General features: G+C 46.2%; 20 protein-coding genes and 1 pseudogene. 14 read left to right on the top strand and 7 right to left on the bottom strand.

Features of this window, described 5'->3' with window-relative positions:
• Positions 1-101 precede the first annotated feature (101 nt).
• Genes O3C58_04905 through O3C58_04895 form a run of 3 tightly spaced genes read left to right on the top strand, consistent with a single transcriptional unit; the run spans position 102 to position 2346 of the window.
• Positions 102-1148, top strand: coding sequence for a 3-oxoacyl-ACP synthase III (locus tag O3C58_04905; GenBank protein MDA0691202.1), 1047 nt, complete (start codon positions 102-104; stop codon positions 1146-1148).
• Positions 1142-2035, top strand: a complete 894-nt coding sequence (locus O3C58_04900) for an alpha/beta fold hydrolase (protein ID MDA0691201.1) — start codon at positions 1142-1144, stop codon at positions 2033-2035. Before O3C58_04905 ends, O3C58_04900 begins: the two co-directional genes overlap by 7 nt.
• Positions 2032-2346 carry a DUF2703 domain-containing protein gene (locus O3C58_04895; protein ID MDA0691200.1) on the top strand — a complete coding sequence of 105 codons (315 nt, stop codon included), beginning with the start codon at positions 2032-2034 and terminating at the stop codon, positions 2344-2346. The genes O3C58_04900 and O3C58_04895 overlap by 4 nt, the downstream gene beginning before the upstream one ends.
• Positions 2347-2367: 21 nt before the next feature.
• Here O3C58_04895 and O3C58_04890 read toward each other — a convergent pair whose 3' ends face one another.
• The 3 genes and pseudogenes from O3C58_04890 to ahcY form a co-directional block, all read right to left on the bottom strand.
• Positions 2368-2517 (bottom strand): plastocyanin/azurin family copper-binding protein, encoded by a 150-nt coding sequence (locus O3C58_04890; GenBank protein MDA0691199.1) that lies wholly within the window; start codon positions 2515-2517, stop codon positions 2368-2370.
• Positions 2518-2632: 115 nt separating this feature from the next.
• Positions 2633-3363: pseudogene (locus tag O3C58_04885) on the bottom strand (formylglycine-generating enzyme family protein).
• Between the two features lie 463 nt (positions 3364-3826).
• Positions 3827-5134, bottom strand: coding sequence for an adenosylhomocysteinase (gene ahcY, locus O3C58_04880; GenBank protein MDA0691198.1), 1308 nt, complete (start codon positions 5132-5134; stop codon positions 3827-3829).
• A gap of 862 nt (positions 5135-5996) precedes the next feature.
• On the opposite strand from ahcY, the gene flgB reads away from it, so the two are divergent.
• From flgB to O3C58_04865, 3 genes are all read left to right on the top strand, one after another.
• Complete coding sequence (gene flgB / locus O3C58_04875) at positions 5997-6422, top strand: flagellar basal body rod protein FlgB (GenBank protein ID MDA0691197.1); 426 nt, start codon at positions 5997-5999, stop codon at positions 6420-6422.
• 102 nt (positions 6423-6524) lie between these two features.
• Positions 6525-6845 (top strand): flagellar hook-basal body complex protein FliE, encoded by a 321-nt coding sequence (gene fliE, locus O3C58_04870; protein MDA0691196.1) that lies wholly within the window; start codon positions 6525-6527, stop codon positions 6843-6845.
• A gap of 463 nt (positions 6846-7308) precedes the next feature.
• Positions 7309-7674 (top strand): hypothetical protein, encoded by a 366-nt coding sequence (locus O3C58_04865; protein MDA0691195.1) that lies wholly within the window; start codon positions 7309-7311, stop codon positions 7672-7674.
• A 744-nt stretch (positions 7675-8418) separates the two neighbouring features.
• Here O3C58_04865 and O3C58_04860 read toward each other — a convergent pair.
• Positions 8419-8853: a PCP reductase family protein gene (locus O3C58_04860; GenBank protein ID MDA0691194.1), complete on the bottom strand. Its 435-nt coding sequence runs from the start codon at positions 8851-8853 to the stop codon at positions 8419-8421.
• Positions 8854-8861: 8 nt separating this feature from the next.
• Positions 8862-9752 (bottom strand): P-loop NTPase, encoded by an 891-nt coding sequence (locus O3C58_04855; protein MDA0691193.1) that lies wholly within the window; start codon positions 9750-9752, stop codon positions 8862-8864.
• Positions 9753-9987: 235 nt separating this feature from the next.
• Here O3C58_04855 and O3C58_04850 point away from each other — a divergent pair, with 235 nt between their 5' ends.
• Positions 9988-12123, top strand: a complete 2136-nt coding sequence (locus O3C58_04850; protein ID MDA0691192.1) for a UvrD-helicase domain-containing protein — start codon at positions 9988-9990, stop codon at positions 12121-12123.
• Positions 12124-12797: 674 nt separating this feature from the next.
• Positions 12798-13544, top strand: a complete 747-nt coding sequence (truA, locus tag O3C58_04845; GenBank protein MDA0691191.1) for a tRNA pseudouridine(38-40) synthase TruA — start codon at positions 12798-12800, stop codon at positions 13542-13544.
• Positions 13545-13595: 51 nt separating this feature from the next.
• Here the strand turns inward: truA and O3C58_04840 are convergent, their stop codons facing one another.
• Together O3C58_04840 and O3C58_04835 are read right to left on the bottom strand one after the other, a co-directional pair.
• Positions 13596-14234 (bottom strand): hypothetical protein, encoded by a 639-nt coding sequence (locus tag O3C58_04840; GenBank protein MDA0691190.1) that lies wholly within the window; start codon positions 14232-14234, stop codon positions 13596-13598.
• A 108-nt stretch (positions 14235-14342) separates the two neighbouring features.
• Complete coding sequence (locus tag O3C58_04835) at positions 14343-15110, bottom strand: glycosyltransferase family 2 protein (GenBank protein ID MDA0691189.1); 768 nt, start codon at positions 15108-15110, stop codon at positions 14343-14345.
• A 271-nt stretch (positions 15111-15381) separates the two neighbouring features.
• Here O3C58_04835 and leuB point away from each other — a divergent pair, with 271 nt between their 5' ends.
• The 6 genes from leuB (at position 15382) to hemL (ending at position 22114) form a co-directional block, all read left to right on the top strand.
• Positions 15382-16473 (top strand): 3-isopropylmalate dehydrogenase, encoded by a 1092-nt coding sequence (gene leuB, locus O3C58_04830; GenBank protein MDA0691188.1) that lies wholly within the window; start codon positions 15382-15384, stop codon positions 16471-16473.
• Positions 16463-17485, top strand: a complete 1023-nt coding sequence (locus O3C58_04825; GenBank protein MDA0691187.1) for an aspartate-semialdehyde dehydrogenase — start codon at positions 16463-16465, stop codon at positions 17483-17485. Before leuB ends, O3C58_04825 begins: the two co-directional genes overlap by 11 nt.
• Positions 17486-17643: 158 nt before the next feature.
• Positions 17644-18216, top strand: a complete 573-nt coding sequence (locus O3C58_04820) for a hypothetical protein (protein ID MDA0691186.1) — start codon at positions 17644-17646, stop codon at positions 18214-18216.
• Positions 18188-19939 carry a hypothetical protein gene (locus O3C58_04815; protein MDA0691185.1) on the top strand — a complete coding sequence of 584 codons (1752 nt, stop codon included), beginning with the start codon at positions 18188-18190 and terminating at the stop codon, positions 19937-19939. Before O3C58_04820 ends, O3C58_04815 begins: the two co-directional genes overlap by 29 nt.
• A 40-nt stretch (positions 19940-19979) precedes the next feature.
• Positions 19980-20822 carry an S-methyl-5'-thioadenosine phosphorylase gene (gene mtnP, locus O3C58_04810; GenBank protein MDA0691184.1) on the top strand — a complete coding sequence of 281 codons (843 nt, stop codon included), beginning with the start codon at positions 19980-19982 and terminating at the stop codon, positions 20820-20822.
• A gap of 2 nt (positions 20823-20824) precedes the next feature.
• The gene (hemL, locus tag O3C58_04805) at positions 20825-22114 is read left to right on the top strand and encodes a glutamate-1-semialdehyde 2,1-aminomutase (GenBank protein ID MDA0691183.1); all 1290 of its coding nucleotides are present in this window, start codon (positions 20825-20827) and stop codon (positions 22112-22114) included.
• Positions 22115-22118 lie beyond the last annotated feature (4 nt).

The raw sequence follows: 22118 nt of genomic DNA, 5'->3' as shown, positions 1-22118 counted from the left end.
TAAGTAAGTCCTCATGTCCTTTTATTTTTATAACCGACTAATTCAAAGTATAAAACCTTGCCTTGTTGAAGACTTGAGGAGGAAAATGGAAATGGGAGAGCATGCGATTTAATAACGTTAATGTTGAGGCGTTGGCCTACCATTTGCCGGATAGCGTGATCACTTCTGAAGATCTGGAAAACCGGATGGCGCCCTTATACGAAAAATTAAAACTTCCCTTGGGTCGTCTTCAGTTGATGACGGGAATTCGTGAGCGCAGGTTTTGGGATGAAGGAGTGATGCCGAGCGAAATCAGCACGCTTGCCGGAGAGAAGGTCCTGGCGAAATCCGGAATCGACCGTTCGCTGATCGGGTGCCTGATCAGCGGTTCGGTTTGCAGGGATTTCCTGGAGCCTGCGACCGCTTCCCTGATCCACCATAATTTGCGATTACCAGAAGAATCGCAGGTATTCGACATATCCAATGCCTGCTTGGGAGTTCTCAACGGCATGGTGCACATTGCCAATATGATTGAGCTTGGGCACATTCAGGCAGGATTGGTGGTGGCCGGAGAAAATGGCGGACCCCTGGTTTTCAACACCATCGAAACTCTTCTTTCAACCCCTGGGGTGACGCGCAAAGATATTAAAAAGTCTTTCGCTTCCCTGACCATAGGCTCTGCGGCGGTTGGTGTTCTGCTGACGCACAAAAACATATCACAAACGGGCCATCGGTTGTTGGGAGGAGTCTCCTTTGCCGCAACCCAGTTCAACGATCTGTGCAGGGGAAGTGAGAGCAGCGGAAGCAGTTTTAAAGGGGCCCCTTTAATGGATACCGATTCCGAGACTTTGATGAAGGAAGGCTGTGCTTTGGCCGGGGAAACCTGGCAATCTTTTAAGCGCACTATGAACTGGAAAAATGACGATGTGGATCGTGTGTTCTGCCATCAGGTCGGAACGATGCACCGAAAACTCCTTTTAGAAACTATTGAAATGGATCTGGCAAAGGATTTCACCACCCTGGAAACGTTGGGGAATACCGGGTCTGCCTCGCTTCCCGTCACCCTGGCAATGGGAGAAGAGCAGGGCGTTTTGCAGAAGGGGAGTCACGCGGCTCTTCTGGGGATCGGCAGTGGACTCAATAGCCTCATGTTAGGTATCGAGTGGTGATCCGGTTTCAACAATTCGAAGAACTCTATCCTTTTCAGGCCCGGTCACTGAATCTTGGGGCACTTCGTTACAATTATCTGGACGAAGGCCAAGGGGAGGTTCTGCTGATGTTGCATGGCAATCCCACGTGGTCATTTTATTATCGCAATCTGGTGCTTGGATTGAGAGATAAATACCGCTGTGTGGTTCCAGATCATATCGGTTGCGGATTTTCCGAAAAACCATTTAAATACAATTACACACTTTCCCAGCATATTGAAAATCTGGAAACCCTGGTCGATTCCCTGCAATTAAAAAATATCACCCTGGTTCTGCACGACTGGGGTGGGGCGATCGGGATGGGGTTTGCAGTTCGCAATCCTGAAAAAATTGCCCGAATAGTTGTTTTTAATACCGCCGCCTTTTTGTCCGACCATATTCCCGCAAGTATCAATTTCTGTCGGCTTCCGGTATTGGGCCCGATAGCGATTCTTCTGTGCAATGCGTTTGTGCGGGGGGCTTTTGCCCGCGCCTGCGTACACCGCGAACGATTGACTGAAAAAGTCCGAGAAGGTTATCTGGCACCGTATAATACATATGCCAATCGTATTGGGATTTTACGGTTCATTCAAGATATTCCCATGCATCCGGGAATCCCTAGTTACCCGGTCGTTAAATCCATCCAGGAAAATTTACACCAGTTCAACGACCGGCCCATGTTGATCATCTGGGGCAAGCAGGATTTCTGTTTCAACGATCATTTTTTACAGCGCTGGAAGGAATATTTCCCTGAAGCAGAAGTGCATGAGTTGCAGGATGCCGGTCATTACGTGGTGGAAGATGCGCACGAGCGTATTGTTCCTTGGATGCAAGATTTTATACAAGAGCACCCTTTATTAAAAAAATGAAAATTGAATTTTTATATTTTGATGGATGTGCGAGTTACCAACCGGCTTTGAATCTTCTTAAAATGATTCTAAGAAAAGAAGGAATTGAATCGCCGGTTAAAATGATTCAGGTCGAATCGGATGCAATGGCAGAAGGGTTAAAATTCCCCGGTTCCCCAACCATTCGTATAAACGGAAAAGATATTGATGATACACACGAATCCACATCAGAAGGATATAGCAAAAAATGTAGAGTATACGATGAAAATGGGATGCTAAAGGGCGTTCCACCAGCAGAATTGATACAAAGGGCGATTGGCGAGGTAAAATGATGATGAATTATGATTGGCAGTTTATGGAGGCGATCCCGCTTCTTCAACAATGATCACGCCGCGCATGATGGCCTGATGCAGTTCGCAAAAATAATCGTAAAAACCTGGTTTGTCGAGGGTCACTTCGAACTCCTTTTTTACATAGGCGGCGTTGAATTTTTTGTCATGCATGGGGGATTTTCCGCTCGTTATCGTGTGCAGAAGTTCCTCCGTTTCCGCCCAACCCACTTGTGAACACAGAAGGAAGGCTAAAAAAAGGCCGTCAGGAAAAAAACATTTTTGACGGTCATTGCAGATTCCCCTCTTTGATTTCCATGGGGTTGGCGGCGCACCGAAACCCCAGGTTGTGGTGCTTCAAGGTCGGCGGGTACCAGTAGCGGGAGGCGGATCTGAGAAAATATGCTTCATCCTCGAAGGAGCCGCCGCGAAGGATGACAAATTGTCCGGTGGTTAGGCCCAGCGGGTTGTCCACCGGTTGGGCTACGGCGCTCGTCTCAAAATAATCTTCGCGGTACCAGTCGCCAACCCATTCCCAGACATTGCCGTTCATATCGTGAATGCCTGCAGAGTTCGCTTTTTTTGCCCGACGGGATGCGTCATATTTTTGGAATTGCCCCGGTGCCAGGCGAATGTATCGTCCATGTCCCAGCCCCATGAATAAGCGGTGGAAGAGCCCGCCCGGGCAACATATTTCCATTCCGCTTCGGTTGGAAGTGGGCCGGCGAAAGTCCGGCAATAGGCGTCTGCTTCAGGCCAGGAGACATTTTCAACCGGCAGGTTGGGTCCCTTGAAATGAGATGGGTTGCAACCCATGACTTTCTTGAATTGTTTTTGAGTGACTTCGTAAACCCCCAGGTAAAAAGAATTGAGGCATACTTTATGCTCTGGTTCCTCGCCACGAACTCCTCGCTTCCCATCGTGAAACAATTTACTTTGATCAGAACCATGTCCGGTATGATTGCAGTTTTCGGTTGTGCCGGAAATGAGACGGTAAGAAAGAATATAACGGCGAACCACCCAATGCGCTTTTTGAATATATGATGTCGCGGCCAGACCGGACTCATAATATTCTTTGGCAAAGGTGACGACCCATGTTGTTTCCTGTCAGTGATTAAAAAAAAGTAATTCTTATGGGCACCTCTAAAAATTGACTAAATGTTCTTATATTGTCAATTCAAAGAAGTGTCTTTGTTATAGTGGGACAGGCTTTCCAGCCTGTTCGCACGGGCTGGAAAGCCCGTGCCACTGATTTAAGAAACTCTTTACAATGTTCAATTCCCTTTTAAAAACTAATTTTTAGAGGTACCCTTATATTAATGGCATTTGATACGGAAGAGCTATTTCCGTTTTACCTGAAAAAAGTGGAGATTGAAAACAGGTATAAAAAAACGGCGCTCCTTAGGAACGCCGTTTTAGTATTAAACAGATTCAATTTAAAGTCAGCTTTCGACAAACTCAGCGCGACTCCCAGTACAAATTTCTAGTACCGGTACGTATCCGGTTTGTACGGGCCTTTAAGCGGGAGATTCAAATATTCCGACTGCTCCTTTGTCATGGTGGTTAACTTGACGCCAAGCTTGTCCAAATGCAACCGGGCGACTTCCTCGTCCAGTATTTTTGGAAGGGTGTAAACGCCAACTTCGTATTTATTATTGTACAACTCCATCTGCGCCAGCACCTGGTTGGTGAAGGAGTTGGACATGACGAAGGAAGGGTGTCCGGTAGCGCAACCGAGGTTGACAAGTCTTCCTTCGGCCAACAGGATGATGCTGTTCCCCTTCGGAAAGGTATATTTGTCCACCTGCGGTTTGATTTCGATTTTTTTGATTCCGGGGAATTTGTTCAGTTGTTCTACCTGAATCTCAATGTCGAAATGACCGATGTTGCAGACAATAGCATCGTCTTTCATCGCTTCCATATGTCCAATGGTGATGATATCTTTACAGCCAGTGGTGGTGACGAAAATATTTCCCTCCTTCACGCCTTCTTCCATGGTGGTCACTTCGTATCCTTCCATGGCGGCTTGCAGGGCGCAAATGGGGTCAATTTCCGTCACCAGAACGCGGGCTCCGAGATCGCGCATGGCCCTGGCGCAACCCTTACCCACATCCCCATAACCTGCGATCACCACTACTTTTCCCGCAATCATGATGTCTGTGGCCCGTTTGATGCCATCCGCCAGAGATTCGCGGCAACCGTAAAGGTTGTCGAATTTGGATTTGGTGACGGAGTCATTGACGTTCATTGCCGGAAGCTTTAGAGACCCGTCCTTCAACATCTTGTATAGGTTGTGTACGCCGGTTGTGGTTTCCTCGGTAACGCCTTTTAGATCGGCGAGAAATTCCGGGTGATTTTTATGCACGTAGCAGGTCAAATCGCCGCCATCGTCTAGGATCATGTTAGGGCCCTGGCCATTATCAAACAACAGGGTTTGCCCGGTACACCACCAATACTCTTCTTCGGTTTCACCTTTCCAGGCGAATACAGGAATACCTGCTTTAGCAATTGCCGCTGCAGCGTGGTCCTGCGTAGAAAAAATATTGCAGGATGCCCATCGGACCTGGGCACCAAGTTCGATCAGGGTTTCTATCAGAACGGCGGTTTGAATGGTCATGTGCAGAGAGCCCGCAATCCTTGCTCCTTTAAGAGGTTTGGATTTTCCGTGTTTATCGCGCAGGGCCATCAATCCGGGCATTTCCTTTTCAGCAAGAATCATCTCCTGCCTGCCCCATTCAGCCAGTGAGAGGTCTTTTACCTTAAATTTTTCAGCAGCAGTGGCTGTGGACATCTTTTTCTCCTAAATAGGGTTAATTGAAAGTGGGTCAATAGATAATGAATTAAATTTAGTGGGTTAGGGAAGGTTTCCAAAGTTCGGGTCTGGTATATGCTGAATACCAGCGAACAAGCAATCATTTCTTCTTAATTCAACACTGAAATAGTGTCATAGAAGACAGGTAATCGGCGAGGAAAAGTCCTCATTTTTGCCATTCTAAGGGGTTTTTACCCGTTCGTCCATAATAACTTTTCTGGGTTGTAAGGAAGTCTTTATTTGTTACAGTTTAGCTGATATTATAGGGAAGGTAAAGGTAATATTTGCTATACGGATATTTATTGCTGTTTCAAGGGGTGAAGGTTGCTGTAAGGATTTATCCAGAAATTATGGGCACCTCTAAAAATTGACTAAATGTTCTTATATCGTCAATTCAAAGAAGTGTCTTTGTTATAGTGGGACAGGCTTTCCAGCCTGTTCGCACGGGCTGGAAAGCCCGTGCCACTTAAAAACTAATTTTTAGAGGTGTCCTTATGTGACTCCAAGGTTTTTAGTCATACGATACTTTAACGGTCTTAGAGATGAATTTCACAAAACTAATAAGTTTCATTTTTGTAATCGGTGTCGGTAACCAGGTTTTTTTGTTAATGCATTTCGCTTAATTGCAAGGTAGGAAGATATTTCTCTCTATCATCCTGAGGTTGGGAAATAAATTCCCAAAAATTTGTGGCACGCAAATTCGTGGTTCCGATAATGCCGATTTCATGATATAAATCGTTAATATTCAAATGAATTTTTTTAGTAAAAAATAAGTAGGGTGGCGGCCGATATGGCGCGTATTTTGCTTTGTATATAGCGACTAAACAATAATGAGGATGCCATGCTGATTGATAAACTATTATTTTCAGATACCGTTCCTGCAATGATGAAAAAGAGTCTGGATTTCAACTCCAGTCGACATCTTCTGATTTCCAATAATATCTCGCAGATGGACACTCCCGGTTATAAGGCGCACGATGTGGATTTTAAAAGTCAGTTGCGGGACGCCATCGGCAGTAGCTCTCAACTCAATTTGCGCACAACGAATGAGAGACACTTCGGGCCGGGTAAGACAGCGGTCCAGGGTATTTCTGCTCTTCCTTATGAAGAGGGGCACCTGGCAAAATCAAACGGCAATAATGTGAATATCGATTATGAAATGGCTAAGCTGGCAGAGAACCAGATCGACTTCAATGCGGTAACGCAAATGATGATGAAGCGAGGATCGTCAGTTAGAAGCGCCATCACCGAATCGGCGTCGCAATAATTAGTTAATTGATTTCGGTGAAACAGCCGAAACAGGTATAGATTGACAAAAACAGGTTTAGGGATTAACTTGGTAGCAACCATTTATATTAGGTAAGAAGTCGTGAAAGATATCACCATCCAAAGCAATCTGAAGGCTCTGCAAGGCCCCGGCGCGGTCGGCAAGATCGAACTGCGAAGTGATTCTCAAAACGGGCAGAACGGTCCCTCGTTTGCGGATACCCTCACCCAATCGCTGGAGAAGGTGAATAATCTGCAAAAAGAAGCTGATGCGGCTATCAAGGACTTTGTTTCCGGTGAGACCCGGAATATCACCGAAACCATGATCGCCGTCAACAAGGCCGATCTGGCGTTTCGATTGACCATGCAGGTGCGCAACAAAATAGTCGAAGCTTACCAAGAAGTATTGCGTACCCAAGTGTAAAGTTTTTGAAAAGAAACCATTCAAAAAGCCTCTGGAGATTTTTCTCCGGGGGCTTTTTTTGTTGCCCAGCGTGACGCTGGACCCAACCAGCCTGGGGCTGGACTCAATATGAACGTTCAATGGGTTTATGGACAGTACTCGCCATCGTTAAGGATTTCTTCCTCACCCCCTTGAAGGAGCACTTGCCAAGTGACGGATTGAGGTGAGGGGGGTAGGCTCCAAATCCCCCAAACCCCCTTCTTTAAAAGGGGGCTTTATTGTCTCCCCTTTAAAAAAAGGGGGGGATTGAACAAATTAGAGTTTGTTATATTTCAATTTTGGTCGAGGGGAGGATTTTTATATACAACCGTTATGCAATCCTCGGCTCTCACTGAATTATTTCCTCTTGCGAACGATGACTCAAACGCGGTTAAATAAAGGTTATTAAAATCAAACATAATATTCCTTATACAGGGGATGAATCATGAATAGAACTTTGCAACGTGGGTTGATTGGGGTAGCGGGTATTATTTTTTCCTTATCAGTGGTGTCGATGAGTTGGGCGCAAGCGGGAGCTCACGCCAGCGTTGGTTTAGGTCATGGAGAAGAAGGCTATCTCCACCTTCAAGAGATGGTAAAACATTTGGAATTCAGCTTGAAAATGCCGGATGCCAGCGAAGAACTGAAAACGCACGCCGAAGAATCCCTGAAACATGCGAATGAGGCGTTGAAGCATTATAACGAAGCTCTCAAACACGCCAATGAATCACTCGGACGACCGGCAGAAAATCCTATGATGAGCGGCAGGGAAGAGGGGTCTCAGCACGAGAAGGAGGAAGGCTCGCATTGAGCCTTTTGCCGTAGATGATGCGCGTGGCCAGCCCTTCAGAACGGTTTCTAAAATGATTGGTAAAGAGGGCGAGGGTTTCATCAGGGTGCATTTCATATGTGTTTAAATGGCATATTTTAAGGCGTTGCGCTGTTCCAACTGTGAAAAGAGGTTCATAAAATAAAAAGGCGAGGCCACGAAGCCCCGCCTAATTCATTTCATGGAACCCGTATATTACGAGGACTCGTCCCGCCTCAGAGTATTTTTTCCTCGGATTGTTCCGGTTATTTCTGTTTTTCTAATGTCCTGTTCCAAACTGTTCCTTAGGTTTTCCAGACCCTGGTCAAGGATGGCCCCTGCAAAAGGTTCCATTTTTTTATGGCCCTGTAAAGAGGAACTAAAAAGGGGGGCATTATATGAACTACAAGGGGAATTAGCAGGTTGCTGAAAAAGAGAAAAATCCGTCAGCGGGTTAAGTTTTACAGGTTTTTGCTTTTAAGTAGCACAGCCTTTCCAGGCTGTGCTACTGGTTTTCTTAAATTAACAGTAAACTTGAAATTAACATTTTAAGGTCCCAAAAATAGTTTTTCAGCAACCTGTTAGAGAATTTACTAAGGTGCTGAACGATGGTTTATTTTTCATCTGTAATGCCTTCAAGCAAAAAATGTTGCATCGGTCGCCCAAAAAATACTGCGCGGACTGGTAACGGTTTCGCCAGGACGTTTTGATTACAATTCCGGGCGAAACCGTCGCATGTGTAAGCTGTTACATTCCCACTTTTTCACGGACTTCATCCATTAACTTGGCGTCGATCAGGGTGACACCTTTTTCGAGGGCAAAGTTGATCACGGTTTTCTTCGCCATGTTGCGGACGAAAAACGGTACTTTTTTGATCCGTAGCTGAGCTTCCTCCGACCACACGAGATTGTCTTCCGGTTTGCCCTTATCGAGTTCTTTTTTAGCCTGGGCCAGTTGCGAGCCAACCATGCTGAGAGGTCCCGTTCCCACACTGGAAGCGCCGCCAACTTCGACCCCCAGTTTGCTGACAAACTCGGTTTCAAATTTATTGGTCAGCATGGCGATCATATGGCCGCATTTTTTGCACTTAAATTTCATGGACAGATTTTTAGACTCATCCGGCATGATGCCGTCGGTTTGAGTTTCCATCTGTGCATCGCAAGGTATACAAAGAAATTTCATCGTTCCCCCTAGGATTTATTTTCTATAAAATTCGTTATGTAGTTGACTGCCGAGGCGATGGCTTTCCCCGTTATGGAATCCTTGTTCTCGGCATAAAATAATGTTCCTGAATCTGTTTTTCTGGACACTCGGGTATCGAAAGGAATCTTTCCGATATAGTTGATCCCCTTTCTTTCCGTCAGCTTTTCAACGTCCTGGCCCTCAAACAGTTTTCCTTCCTGATCGCAATGCGGGCACACGTAGGTGGCCATGTTTTCGATCAGCCCGATGATGGGAACGCCCATCGTATTGTTCTTGGTGATGGACTTGGAAACGATGTGCTGAGAAAGCAGAGAAGGGATGGTGATTTCGACCACACCAGCCAACTCAGGAATCAAGTCGCGAATATTGTCGATACGATCGCTTCCCGGCGGCATGTCTATCAATAGATAATCGAGATCTCCCCAGTTGGTATCGGCCAGAAGTTCACGCAACGCGGTCGATTCCATGGTACTGACCCAAGTCGATGTGGCTCCTCCATCCTCGGTCCACATAACCGGAGTGTCCGGGCTGGCCACCAGCATATCCATAGACATGATTTTGATACCCATAGCTCCCGCTCCGGGTTGAATCCCTTGCTCGTCAATTTCAAGTTTCCGCTCATTTCCCACCCCAAGCAGATGACCGATACTAGGGCCGTTCAGGTCCGCGTCTAAAATTCCGACGCTGTGACCCTGATCTGCAAGACAAGCGGCAATATTGGCTGTTATTGAACTTTTACCAACGCCGCCTTTGCCGCTCATTAAAGCGACCTTGTGCTTTATTTTGTCCAGCCGGGAGCGGAGTTTCTCCCTTTGGGACACCACCTGGCTGATGATGTTGGAACCGCCATCTCCCGCCAGATCTTCATAGGTTTTCATGATTGCTCCTGAAAAGCGATAAGTGTTTGGGCTTAAAATACATACAAAAATTCCCTTTTATCATATAGAACTCTGGCAGAGTTTGAAAGGGCAAGTTTCGAGGATAGGGGGGCGATAAAACTAACCCTTAAAATTTCGACTTTTCCATTGACCGCACGGGAGTATCTAATCTACATTAATGGGTTCAGGTCTTGGAATTTACAGGATTTTTGCCTATCACGTGACAGGAATTAGAATGGAACTATCGGAAGACGAAAAAAAGCTTATTGAAGAAGAGGAAACTCTTTTTAGCAGGACTATAGAATCATTGTGCAAGGAACTCCCTCAGGTGCAGGCTTCTAAAATATCAGCCAATATTCTGGCGCGGGAGTTGACGCAACAAATGGTCGGCGAATGGAATCATGAGGAAAGACAGCCGTTGGTTTCAGATGAGGCCGTGGCCCATAGGATTTCCGATATTCGCAAGGAAAGCGATCAAACGTTGTTAGAGTTGATCCGCGAGCCCTATTTTGGCCGGGTGGTGACCTCCGAGGATGACGGTAAGGAAGTGGCTTTTCTGATCGGAAAAAAGAGCAACATTGAATCGGGGATAGTCGATTGGCGTAACGGTCCGATCTCCGCTCTCTATTTCAATTACAAGCAGGGAGAAGAATTTTTCGAGGAAATCAATGAAAGGGAGCGTAGCGGTAAAATCAAGTTGCGACGTTCTTATCAGATCGAAGGAGGAAAACTGGTTCAGATAGATACTCCGGAAGCCGTGTATCACTGGAGTGATAACGGGTGGCTAAAACTGGATGTCGATGCGGAAATTGCCGCGCACCGGTCACGGAAAGTCGGTTCTTCGGATAAAAAGCTTCCCAACATACTGTCTCTAATCACCAAAGATCAGTTTGAACTCATCACCACCGATCCCGATCGTCCGGTGATTATTCAAGGTTCTGCGGGGTCTGGAAAAACAACGGTCGCCCTGCATCGCCTCGCCTGGTTACTGCATGAGGAAAATTCTTTTGCCAGTCCCGAAAAAACCCGCGTCCTGGTGATGAATAAGTCTTTGCAGATATACGTGGATTCAACGCTTCCTTCCATGGGAATCCATAATGTGGAAACTTCGACCTTCAACGGTTGGGCGCTTTCGATCATTCGCAGGTTAACCAAGGGGAAGGCATTATTTAAATTCCACCAGCTCCCTGATTTTGTTGAAAAAATAAAATTCTCAGAAGAAATTCTGTCGGCCATTGCCGGGCAGGTGAAAAAACAAACGCAGACAACCGATCACTGGATTAGAGAGAATTCTTCCCGTTGGACCAGCCTCATTAAACATTGGGACCAGGGGCGGGATGACGCCGTTCTCCCCCGGATCAGAAACTTTATACATGAGGTCAAGGGCGCGAAAATACCCGATAAGGATAAAAATGATCTTCTTATTTCCTTGCGCTCCCTGATGGGCAAAATGGAAGACTATATAAACGATATTTACGATCTGTTGGCCGATTCAGATCATTTGCGCTCTCATCTCAAGCCAGATCAAAAGCTTGATTACCACCTGGAATATTTGCGGGACCGAACGGAAAAAAATCGCAAAAATAAAAACCTCGATTATTTCGACATGTCCTTGATTTTGTATAATATCCAGCTTAAAAACGGTGGATTGCCTGGCAAAAACGATGAGATCACTTTGCTGGATCATTTGGTTATTGATGAAGCTCAGGATTTTGGCCCCGTTGAATTCGCCATCATGGTGCAAGCGGTCAAGGACCGGCGCAATTTGACAATCGTTGGCGATGTCAGTCAGAAAATATTATTTGCCAGACGATTTATCGGCTGGGAAAAAATCATCGACAGTCTGAACCTTGAGGAAAGCGATTTGATCCGTTTGGAAATCTCCTTCCGGTGCACAGCCCAGATCATGACGCTCGCCAGCCGAGTGGCAGGCGATAATAAAGTTGTGGAGGGTCGGCAGGGGACGAAACCGCTCTTTCAAAACGTAGAAGATAAGGACGAACTGCTGGAAACAATCACTCATTGGGTAGAGACGGTTCAAGCCGGTAAACCCAACAAGCTGATAGCTCTCATTTGCCGTTCTCCCAAGCAGGCGATGGAGTTAAAAGAAGATCTGGATGAAATGATTCCCGAAGGGCTTCGCCTGGGCCACCGGGACCAGTTTTCCTTTGAGCCCGGAATCATAGTCACCAATGTTCATCAGGTGAAGGGCCTGGAGTTTGATGCGGTCTGTATTGTCGAGCCTACCGAGGAAAATTATCCCCAAACCCGGCCCGAAAGCCGAAATATGCTGTACGTAGCCATCACCCGTGCCGAAGACGATTTGATGCTGGTGGGCACAAAGCCATTCTCCCGGATGATTAAGGGTTAAGATATTGATTATATTTATGTTATATGGATTATTATTTTATTTTATTTTCATAAAAAAAGGTTGCGAAATCGGTAGACAGAACTATATTGGTTAGTGAAGAGTTTAAGGCTAACTTGAACCAGGAGGTGCTTATGGAAGAAGCAAGTCCACCATTCAAGGTTGTAAAAAATTAAAATAGAAGTTAAAAAATAAAATTAAAAGGTCCATCTATAATCCTGGACATACCCGAGTGGGAATTGGCCTCGGGGCTTAAAAAGAGAAAAAACGCGTTGCCGGGCAGGTAGCGCGTTTTTTTTTAGGATTTCCCTCTGAAAGAATTGTTTTTGATGTGGAAATTTAAACCCATTTTTTCCAGGTGAAATTTACATAAAATATTGAATTTAAATAAGTTATTTGTATTTTTAAGTTTCTTCAACTTGTAAGAAAAATAAGTTGCCAAATTTCAGAATGGAACTATATTAGAGTTGAGGGTTTGGGATAAACTTGAAGCAGGAGGTGCTTATGGTAGAAGCAAGTCCACCTTTCAAGGGAGTTAAAAAATAAAATTAAAAAGTCCATCTATAATCCTGGACATACCCGAGTGGGGATTGGCCTCGGGGCTTAAAAAGAGAAAAAACGCGTTACGAAGCATGTAACGCGTTTTTTATTGCATATTTTCCGGGAAGGAATAATTTTTGACCAGGAAATTTAAACTCATCATCGAATATGACGGGACCCGTTACCACGGGTGGCAGGTACAGCTCAACGGCATCACCATTCAGGAAGTTCTCCAGAATTGCTTAAAAAAGATAACCGGCGAAGAACGGCCGGTCATCGGATCAGGCAGAACCGATGCCGGAGTTCATGCGGAAGCACAGGCGGCTCATTTCGAGACCATTTCAAAGATGACAGCGCAGCAATTCCTGATGGCCTTTAATAGTCTGTTGCCCCACGATATCGTCATCAAACAGGTGGATGAGGTTCCAGACACCTTTCACGCACAAAGATCAGCCAAACGAAAAATATACCGCTACACGATATTAAACCGGCAATATCCCTCTGCCCTGCAACACAACCGATGCTTGTTCATTCAATATCACCTAAATATCGAAGCCATGCGCCAGGCGAAAAATTATCTGGAAGGCAAACACGATTTTACAGCGTTTAGGGCCTCCAACTGTGAAGCCAGGAACCCGGTGCGCGAAATCAATTCAATCGATATTGAGCAGGATGGGGATTTTATAATTATCCATTGCGATGGCAACGGATTTCTAAAATACATGGTCCGTAATATTGTCGGAACCCTGGTGCAAGTAGGCCGAAATAAGATCAAACCCGAACAGATCAAAACCATTCTGGAATCCCGCGACCGGAAAAATGCCGGACCCACAGCCAGACCTTATGGGCTTTGTCTGGTCAAGGTTTTTTATGATGAGGAATAAGAAAGGAGTAGTTCCTAAAAGCCGGACTGCCAGAGATCTTTATTTTAATCTTTACTTAACAAATAACGCCACGATCCACGCAAGAATCTGATCCGGATCGGTGAAAAAAACGTCTTCCAGGCTTCCTGAACTGGAACACCAGAAGCCGCCCAGTTTTGCCAGATCTTCCTTGATCAGTCCGCCGTGGCAACCACCCGGTTTTTTATCGGCGATTTTATTCAGGAACAGGTATTTAGCTCCCCAATGCAATTCCAAAGAACCCTTTTTATCATTGGCGATGACTTCAAAATCGACGAGGGAATTTCTTTCATCTTCGATGGTTCCCGAAATCGTCAATTTCGGTCCGTCAAATTCCGCTTGCGCGGAAATTCCCCTTTCGTCCTGAATGACGCCGCCATAACTGATGTACTTCCCCAGTTCCCAGCGCTCAATAGTATAGTCCTGCTCCCCAATACCAATTTTTAGATATTTAGGTTGCTGGATGAATTGTAGGGGTGTCAGGACGGTGAGGCCTTCCCGGATGTCACCAAAATAACGGCCCTCTTCTTCAATGAGCGATATTTTGACTTTGCCGTCCTCCGTTTTGGCGATCAGCGTCAATTGACCAAAAGCCCAGGCTTCTGCGCCCATGAGGGTGGAAAAAAACAAGACGAGCAGGATGATTCGGGAGTTTGAAAAAAACTTAGTCATAAATTTCACCTTATTGCAGATTGAATATTGAAACTTAAAAAGAAGACTATCTTAATAACTAGGAGAACAGGGAGGGCGTGATTATTCCTGGTTTCTGGTAAATTACCCTTATAGATCAGTTGTCAGTTTTCGCCCGTTGGGGTCAAAAATAGGAAAGGATTTCAATCCCCTTTTCGCAAGAAAATATTTTGTCGCAGTTTTAAGAACTTCTAGACCGTATTTAACGCTTCTTCTAAAACTGATGGATGAGGCTTCTTCGAAATACTTAGCGGGGCAGGAGACTTCCCCGACGTTAAAGTCGAAATATAAAGTTTGTAAAAGCATTTCATTGTCGAAAACGAAATCATCCGAATTTTCCAATAGAGGAATAGTGGTCAATACTTCCCGGCTGAATGCCCGGTAGCCGGTGTGGTATTCAGATAATTTCTGATTGATGATAAAGTTTTCAACACCGGTTAAAAATCGGTTCGAGAAATATTTGTAAACCGGCATGCCTCCCGCCATTGCCTTATTCCCGAGGATTCGGGACCCGATCACCACATCGAACACTCCCTCAGCGATCATGGAGGCCATGGCCGTTATGAGTTTCGGCGTGTACTGGTAGTCCGGGTGCAACATGATGACGATATCGCAATTTCTGCGAACAGCTTCCTGATAGCAGGTTTTCTGGTTGGCCCCATAGCCCATATTTTTAGAATGAGCCAAAGTGGTTATATTGAGTTCCTCGGCGACTTTAACGGTATTGTCCTGGCTGGCGTCGTCGGTGAGGATGACTTCGTCCACCACGCCTTTGGGAATTTCCTGATAGGTTTTCAGGAGCGTCTTTTCGGCGTTATACGCCGGCATGACCACGGCGATGCGTTTTCCATTTATCATTGGAGACGAGGGAGGAGAAAAATTATAGGGGTGGAAAGGGTTTCAAATCGTGAAAATTTCCAATAAAACTACGCTCCGAGGAGAGTATAATAAGGCAAAAAAAAATATTTACAATGAGTTTAATGCCGCTATACTTGCCGGGGTTCACCCCCTTTGACGGCCAGTGTGGTTGCCGTTAGACAGGACTCTTGCCATTCACCCTTGATCGAGGGTAGGGGAGAACCCTTTAATCCCAGGAAACAATCAATAACAAGGACGGGGAATTGTACCGATGAAGGAAAAATACAAAATTGCTCTTTTACCGGGGGATGGTATCGGCCCGGAAGTCGTGCGGGAAGCGGTAAAAATTTTAAAAATTCTGGAGTCCAGGCTGGATTTAACAATTGAGATGGACTCTGTTCCTGTAGGCGGCGCAGGATACGAGGCTACCGGTCACCCATTGCCAGAAGAGTCCTTAGCAGCCGCTAAAAATTCAGATGCGGTTCTGCTTGGCGCGGTGGGGGGACCCAAATGGGAAAAACTGGACTTTTCCCTGCGTCCGGAAAGAGCCTTGCTGGGACTGCGATCTTCTCTGAAACTTTATGCCAATCTGCGTCCTGCAAAAATATTTCCAGCCCTGGTCGAGGCTTCCACCTTGAAGCGGGAAGTCGTGGAAGGGCTGGATATTCTCGTGGTGCGGGAATTGACCGGAGGCATTTACTTTGGCGAGCCACGGGGCATCCAAACCCTGGCCGATGGCACCCGCGAAGGAAGGAATACCCTGGTTTACAACGAAATGGAAATCGAGCGCATCGCCCGCATCGCCTTTGAAGTGGCGCAAAAAAGAAATAAGAAGGTCATGTCCGTGGATAAAGCCAATGTCCTGGAAGCCACCGGATTGTGGCGTGAAGTCGTCACCGAGATCCATAAGGATTATGCGGATGTCGAGCTACAGCATATGTACGTGGATAATTGCGCCATGCAGCTGGTTCGCAATCCCAAACAGTTTGATGTCATCGTCACCACCAACATGTTTGGAGATATTTTGAGCGACGAAGCCTCTATGCTGACAGGTTCTATAGGAATGCTGCCTTCCGCCAGCGTGGGTGGAGACACCGGGATGTATGAGCCCATTCATGGCAGTGCCCCGGATATTGCAGGGCAGGGCAAAGCCAATCCACTGGCCACGATTCTTTCTGTCGGGATGATGTTTAAATATTCCTTCAATCAGGAGGAACCCGATCAATGGATAGAAAGAGCCGTTGAATCGGTTTTGAACCAGGGATACCGGACGGCGGATATCATGTCCCAGGGAATGAAGGAAGTGGGGACTTCGGAAATGGGTGACCTTGTGGTCAAGGAAATGGAGAGCAATGGCTTTTAAGAAAAAAGATAAATATAACATCGGTGTGGTGGGCGCCACCGGTGCCGTTGGGCGAAGAATGATTTCCATATTGGAGGAGAGAAAATTTCCGGTGGATCGATTATCGCTTTTGGCCTCCGCTCGGTCGGCAGGGCAGGTTTTGCCCTTTAACGGTCAATCCATCGAAGTGGAAGTGCTGACGGAAGATTCATTTGCGGGTCTGGATTTTGCCCTGTTTTCAGCCGGAGCCTCCGTCAGCCTGCAGTTCGCCCCCAGTGCGGTCAAAGCCGGTTGCATTTTGGTCGATAATAGCAGTGCGTATCGGATGGATAAGGACGTTCCTCTGGTCGTTCCAGAAGTGAACCCCCACGCCATCGGCGACCAGCCCGGAATCATCGCTAATCCCAATTGTTCAACGATTCAAATGGTCCTCGCGCTTTATCCGATTCATGCCAGATACCAGATCAAACGGGTGGTGGTCTCCACCTATCAATCGGTTTCCGGTTCGGGGCAGAAAGCCATTGCCGAACTGGTGCAACAAACCCGGAATATTTTGGATGACAAGGAAATTGACAAGCAGGTGTATCCCCATCAGATTGGTTTTAACTGTATTCCGCAAATAGATGTTTTTATGGAGAACGGTTACACAAAAGAAGAAATGAAAATGGTGAACGAAACCAGAAAGATTCTTGGGGACGATTCCATTCAGGTTTCGCCAACCACCGTTCGCGTTCCCGTTTTTTATTCACACTCGGAATCCGTGAATGTCGAAACCGAAAAACCCATCCGGGCTGAAGACGTTAAAAAATTATTGGCCAGTTTTCCAGGAATTTGTGTCGTGGATGACCCGCAAAAAAACGAGTACCCATTGGCAATTGATGCGGAAGGAAAAGACGCTGTGTTTGTGGGCCGGTTGCGTAACGATATTTCCAAAGAAAATGCGATCAACTTCTGGGTGGTATCGGATAATTTGAGAAAAGGGGCGGCCCTGAATGCGATTCAAATTGTAGAATTGATTCTTGGACGGCCGTAGTTCACTGTAAATCAAAAAATCAGGGGGCAGCCATCCCCTTTTCCCGCCTGACTTAATCTTGACATTAAGCAAGCACTAATTGTATATATAAAAGCCACTTATTGAAGCAAGTCACTTAATTTTTCCTCGACTCGAATCTACCTTCAAGGAATCCAACCATGTCAGAAGATGCCAAGCAAAACCGGCCGGAAGGCGCATCCGGCCAGGAAAATCCAGCCAGCCCCGCAAATTTTAATGTGACAGAGTTTAAAGGTTTATTGGAGGTTGCTGCGCACGAACGCAAGAACCTGCAATTGCTCGTGGAATACTTTGAGCGTAAAAGCGAGGAATTGGAGGATAAAAAACACTTTTTTGAAAAAATTGAAAGCCAGGTTCCAGACACCCTGAATAAACTCAGTATGTTTAATGACCGTTTTCAGGAAGTCAAAACCATTGATGTGCGGGTCAGGGACTTTCAGAAGGTTTCCAAGGAGCTGGAGTCCAACTACAACGTCTTGAAGCGGGAGTTGGATGAGTTGCATTTGCTCAGCGAGCATGTCGATCATAAGATCAAAAGTTTGCATCAGCAAAGAGGGCTTGTGGAAAAAGCCAATGATGATGCCGGGCGGCTCAATGTCCTCATCTGGGACATGGACTCTAAAATCAAAAAGCTCAAGGATAAAAATAAGCTGATCAAGGGCGCAGACCGGGAGCATCAACCGGTTGGAAAACATGCTAAACAGCGTGTCTGACAAGGTGGATGAAGTTGTCAGTTTTAAAGAGATGATGAAAACCGGCTCGTTAAAAGTGTCGGAAATGAAAACCGCCCTGGTGGAACTCGATTCCCGCTTTGCCACCATTCTCCAGGAAAAAGAGGCAATTAAAAATTACACAAGAGATACGGAGGATTTGAAGCGGACGTTGGAAGTGGTGAAAGATGATTATGAATCCCTGCTGGGGAAGAGCCACATTGTCCGTGAAACGCATGATTCTTTAAACAAGCTCAGTCAGGAAATCAGCGACCTGAAAGTAGAATCGAAAAACATATGCGTTAAAAATGAGATGATCCGTAGCATAAGCGGTCGATTGAGAGATCTTGATGCTTTATCCGTTGATGTCGAGACTAAAATTTCCCGAATTTTGGATGAGAAAGTAGTTATCGAAAAAACGGAAGAAAAAATCAACAAGCTGAATTCTTTCCTCATGGACAATCTGAGCAACAAAATGATTCTCCTGAAAGAGGAAATGAGAAATATTGATGTCGCTAATGAAAAAATGAACCGGTTCAACCAGATGCCCGATGAAGCGGAACAAAAGGTCAAACGTTTGGATGGCGAAATTGAAAAACTGGACTCTGTCGGCGCCATTCTTCAGCAAATTGAGTCCGTCAGCGAATCCACTCGCCTGCAGATGGATGAGATCATTCGCAAGCAAAACCTCGTAGATCAAGTGGACAAGAAAATCAATGATCTCAGCTCTATGGTCATCAGTCTGGATGTCAAGATGGAAACTCAGATGCAAAGAAAGGCCTTGATCGAAAAGCTGGAGAAAAAAGTGGATGGACTGGATTTCTTCATCGAAGAAGCCAATATCAAAATCGCCAAAGTCAGCAAGAAGATCGATTTTCTGGACAAATTGGACACCAAGCTGGAGAGTTTGAAAGCGATGTCCAATACGGTGGAGGAAAAGATTCTGGACATTGCCAAGGAAAAATCCGCCATTGATGCTCAAGAAAAGAGAATGAACAGCCTGGCTACCAAACACAGCATATTGGAAACTGAATTGCGATCCAGGTTTAAAGACCTTACGGATGCAAAAGAGGAAAACAACCAAATCAGCCAGATTAGGGAAGAGCTGGGAGAGGTGTCCAGCAACTTTGCAAGTAAGGTGGAAGATCTGAGCCAGGAAACATTAAAGGTTCTGACTGTAGAAAGTAAGCTTTCGGAGCTTGACAATGTTTTAAAAGATCTGAAATTGCGACAGGAAGTTTTGGACGATAAAGAGGAGCTCATCGTCCGAGCGGAACAGAAGATAGAGCACCTTAACAATTTGACGGCCCAAGTGGAAAAAAGGATCAAACAGGTGGTCGCCAGTGAAGATAAAGTCCGGGAAACCGAGGTGGCTCTGGCTAAACTGGATAATGTCATTGCCCGAGTCAACTCGGAAAAAGACCGGATTGACAAAGAACGGGAAAACATGAACAAGATCAATCTCAATATAGACAAGCTGAACTCGGTCACCGAGGAAGCTGAGATCAAGATTGATATTCTGAACAATAAGATTGGGTTGTTGAATGATGTCGATAAGCGGTTGAGTAACCTGAACCTGATCGCTGAAGACGTGAACATGAAAATTCAAAGTTTGAACAAAGAAAAAGCCACCATACGGGTGGCAGGTGAGCAGATCGCTGAATTGAAATTTCTTTTGAGCCAGGTGAACAAGGTCAAACAAAGTTCAGAGGAAGATGACAGTTAATAACGGCGTTATATAAAGAATATTTTTTGAGTGAGGCGAAATGCTTGGAATTATAGGCGGGAGCGGTCTGTATCACATGAAGGAGTTGAAAGTTCTGGAAAAAGTAAAGGTGGAAACACCGTACGGCCCTCCTTCGGACGATATTATTTTGGGAGAATTGATGGGGGTGCGACTGGCATTTTTGCCCCGCCACGGGACGGGCCACTTCATTCCACCTTCTGAGATCAACTTTCGCGCCAATATTTTTGCCATGAAGAAAATCGGCGTGGAGCGCATCCTGTCTGTGAGTGCGGTCGGTAGCATGAAAGAAGAATTAAAGCCGGGTCACTTTTCGGTTCCCGATCAATTCATTGATAGGACGACCCGCCGAATCAGCACGTTTTTTACTCAAGGCCTGGTGGGACACGTGAGTCTGGCAGATCCCATTTGCCCGGACCTCGCCAAGGTATTGACCGATTCCGCAAAAAAAACCGGTACTGAAGTGCATGCAGGCGGCACTTATATTTGTATCGAGGGTCCACAATTTTCCACCCGCGCAGAATCGAATTTGTATCGGTCATGGGGCGTAGACATCATCGGTATGACCAACGTGACCGAAGCCAAACTGGCGCGCGAAGCGGGGCTCTGTTATGCCACGTTGGCTCTGGTCACCGATTTCGATTGCTGGCTGGTGGAGGAGGAGCCGGTCACCCTGGAAGCGGTCTTGCAGATCATGGGTGAGAATGTGGAAAAAGCCCAGATAGCGGTCAAGGAACTGGTGGCAAATTTGACAGGTTCTCCTTCCTGCTCGTGTGCGTCTGCGGCAACTCATGCCATTGTTACCGACAAAAAGCTGATCCCCGAGAAACTTAAAAAAGATTTATCAATTTTATTTGAGATGTGACTTTGAATCGATCCAAATCTGAAGAATTATTTTCGCGCGCCCAGAGTGTAATGCCAGGAGGCGTCAACAGCCCGGTTCGTGCGTTTAAAGCGGTCGGGGGGCATCCCCTGTTCATTAAAAAAGGCCAAGGCGCCCGAATAACAGATGTCGATGGCAGTGAGTTCATCGACTATGTTTCATCCTGGGGGCCCTTGATTTTTGGCCACGCCCATCCTGAAATTGTGGAAGCGATCCGCCATCAGGCGGGGTTGGGAACCAGTTTTGGCGCACCGACAAAGCTGGAAATCATCTTGGCTGAAAAGGTCGTGCAGGCGGTTCCTTCCATGGATGTGGTGCGTATGGTGAATTCCGGTACGGAAGCCGTGATGAGCGCCATTCGCCTGGCCCGTGGGATCACCGGGCGAGACAAAATTCTGAAATTTGAAGGCTGTTATCACGGTCATGCCGACAGTATGTTGGTCAAAGCCGGCTCCGGCCTGATGTCTCTGGGAATTCCAGAATGTCCGGGTATTGTGGCTGATCTCGCCAAAAATACTTTGACCCTTCCCTATAATGATTCCTCCAGTGTGGACAATCTGTTTGCCGAACAGGGCGATGAAATCGCCTGCATCATTGTTGAGCCGATTGCCGGCAATATGGGAGTGGTTCCCCCGCAACCGGGGTTTCTGCAAACCCTCCGCGATGTGACCCGTCGTTCTGGCACCCTGTTGATTTTTGATGAAGTGATTTCCGGGTTCAGGGTGGGCCTGGGAGGGGCTCAGGAGCTTTACGATATCCTGCCGGACCTCACTTGTCTGGGGAAAATTATAGGCGGTGGATTGCCTGTGGGAGCCTATGGTGGAACCAAAGAGATCATGGATCAGGTTTCCCCAACGGGTTCCATCTACCAGGCGGGAACGCTTTCGGGCAATCCTCTGGCCATGGCCGCAGGCATTAAAATGCTGGAGCTTCTGTCCGCTCCAGGGGTTTATGAGGATCTCGAAGCAAAATCTGAAAAGTTGTGCGCCGGGTTCAAGGATAATGTTCAGAAACTGGGGATTCATGCCCGTTTCACCCGCGTGGGGGCCATGTTTTCCATGTTTTTTACCAGCGAAGAAATTGTTGATTTCCATTCCGTAAAAACATGTGACACTGAATTTTTCAAACGCTACTTTAACGCCATGCTGGATGCGGGGATTTACATTGCTCCTTCACAGTTTGAATCCGGATTTATGTCCGCCGTACACACACAAGATGATATAAATCAAACAATTGAAGCTAATTTTGTTGCTTTGAAAAAGGCCAGGGGATAGAGTA

It is taken from the genome of Nitrospinota bacterium (assembly GCA_027619975.1).
Classification (GTDB): Bacteria; Nitrospinota; Nitrospinia; order Nitrospinales; family VA-1; genus JADFGI01.
The sequence above is the reverse complement of the archived record's forward strand: the minus strand, read 5'-3'. Positions and strand labels throughout refer to the sequence as shown.

Coding starts and splice junctions, on each gene's coding strand:
- O3C58_04820 (MDA0691186.1), top strand. CDS start 17,644: ATGTCAGAAGATGCCAAGCAAAACCGGCCGGAAGGCGCATCCGGCCAG.
- O3C58_04860 (MDA0691194.1), bottom strand. CDS start 8,853: ATGAAATTTCTTTGTATACCTTGCGATGCACAGATGGAAACTCAAACC.
- leuB (MDA0691188.1), top strand. CDS start 15,382: ATGAAGGAAAAATACAAAATTGCTCTTTTACCGGGGGATGGTATCGGC.
- O3C58_04865 (MDA0691195.1), top strand. CDS start 7,309: ATGAATAGAACTTTGCAACGTGGGTTGATTGGGGTAGCGGGTATTATT.
- O3C58_04850 (MDA0691192.1), top strand. CDS start 9,988: ATGGAACTATCGGAAGACGAAAAAAAGCTTATTGAAGAAGAGGAAACT.
- O3C58_04895 (MDA0691200.1), top strand. CDS start 2,032: ATGAAAATTGAATTTTTATATTTTGATGGATGTGCGAGTTACCAACCG.
- flgB (MDA0691197.1), top strand. CDS start 5,997: ATGCTGATTGATAAACTATTATTTTCAGATACCGTTCCTGCAATGATG.
- ahcY (MDA0691198.1), bottom strand. CDS start 5,134: ATGTCCACAGCCACTGCTGCTGAAAAATTTAAGGTAAAAGACCTCTCA.
- O3C58_04905 (MDA0691202.1), top strand. CDS start 102: ATGCGATTTAATAACGTTAATGTTGAGGCGTTGGCCTACCATTTGCCG.
- O3C58_04890 (MDA0691199.1), bottom strand. CDS start 2,517: ATGCATGACAAAAAATTCAACGCCGCCTATGTAAAAAAGGAGTTCGAA.
- O3C58_04840 (MDA0691190.1), bottom strand. CDS start 14,234: ATGACTAAGTTTTTTTCAAACTCCCGAATCATCCTGCTCGTCTTGTTT.
- O3C58_04835 (MDA0691189.1), bottom strand. CDS start 15,110: ATGATAAATGGAAAACGCATCGCCGTGGTCATGCCGGCGTATAACGCC.
- mtnP (MDA0691184.1), top strand. CDS start 19,980: ATGCTTGGAATTATAGGCGGGAGCGGTCTGTATCACATGAAGGAGTTG.
- O3C58_04855 (MDA0691193.1), bottom strand. CDS start 9,752: ATGAAAACCTATGAAGATCTGGCGGGAGATGGCGGTTCCAACATCATC.
- O3C58_04825 (MDA0691187.1), top strand. CDS start 16,463: ATGGCTTTTAAGAAAAAAGATAAATATAACATCGGTGTGGTGGGCGCC.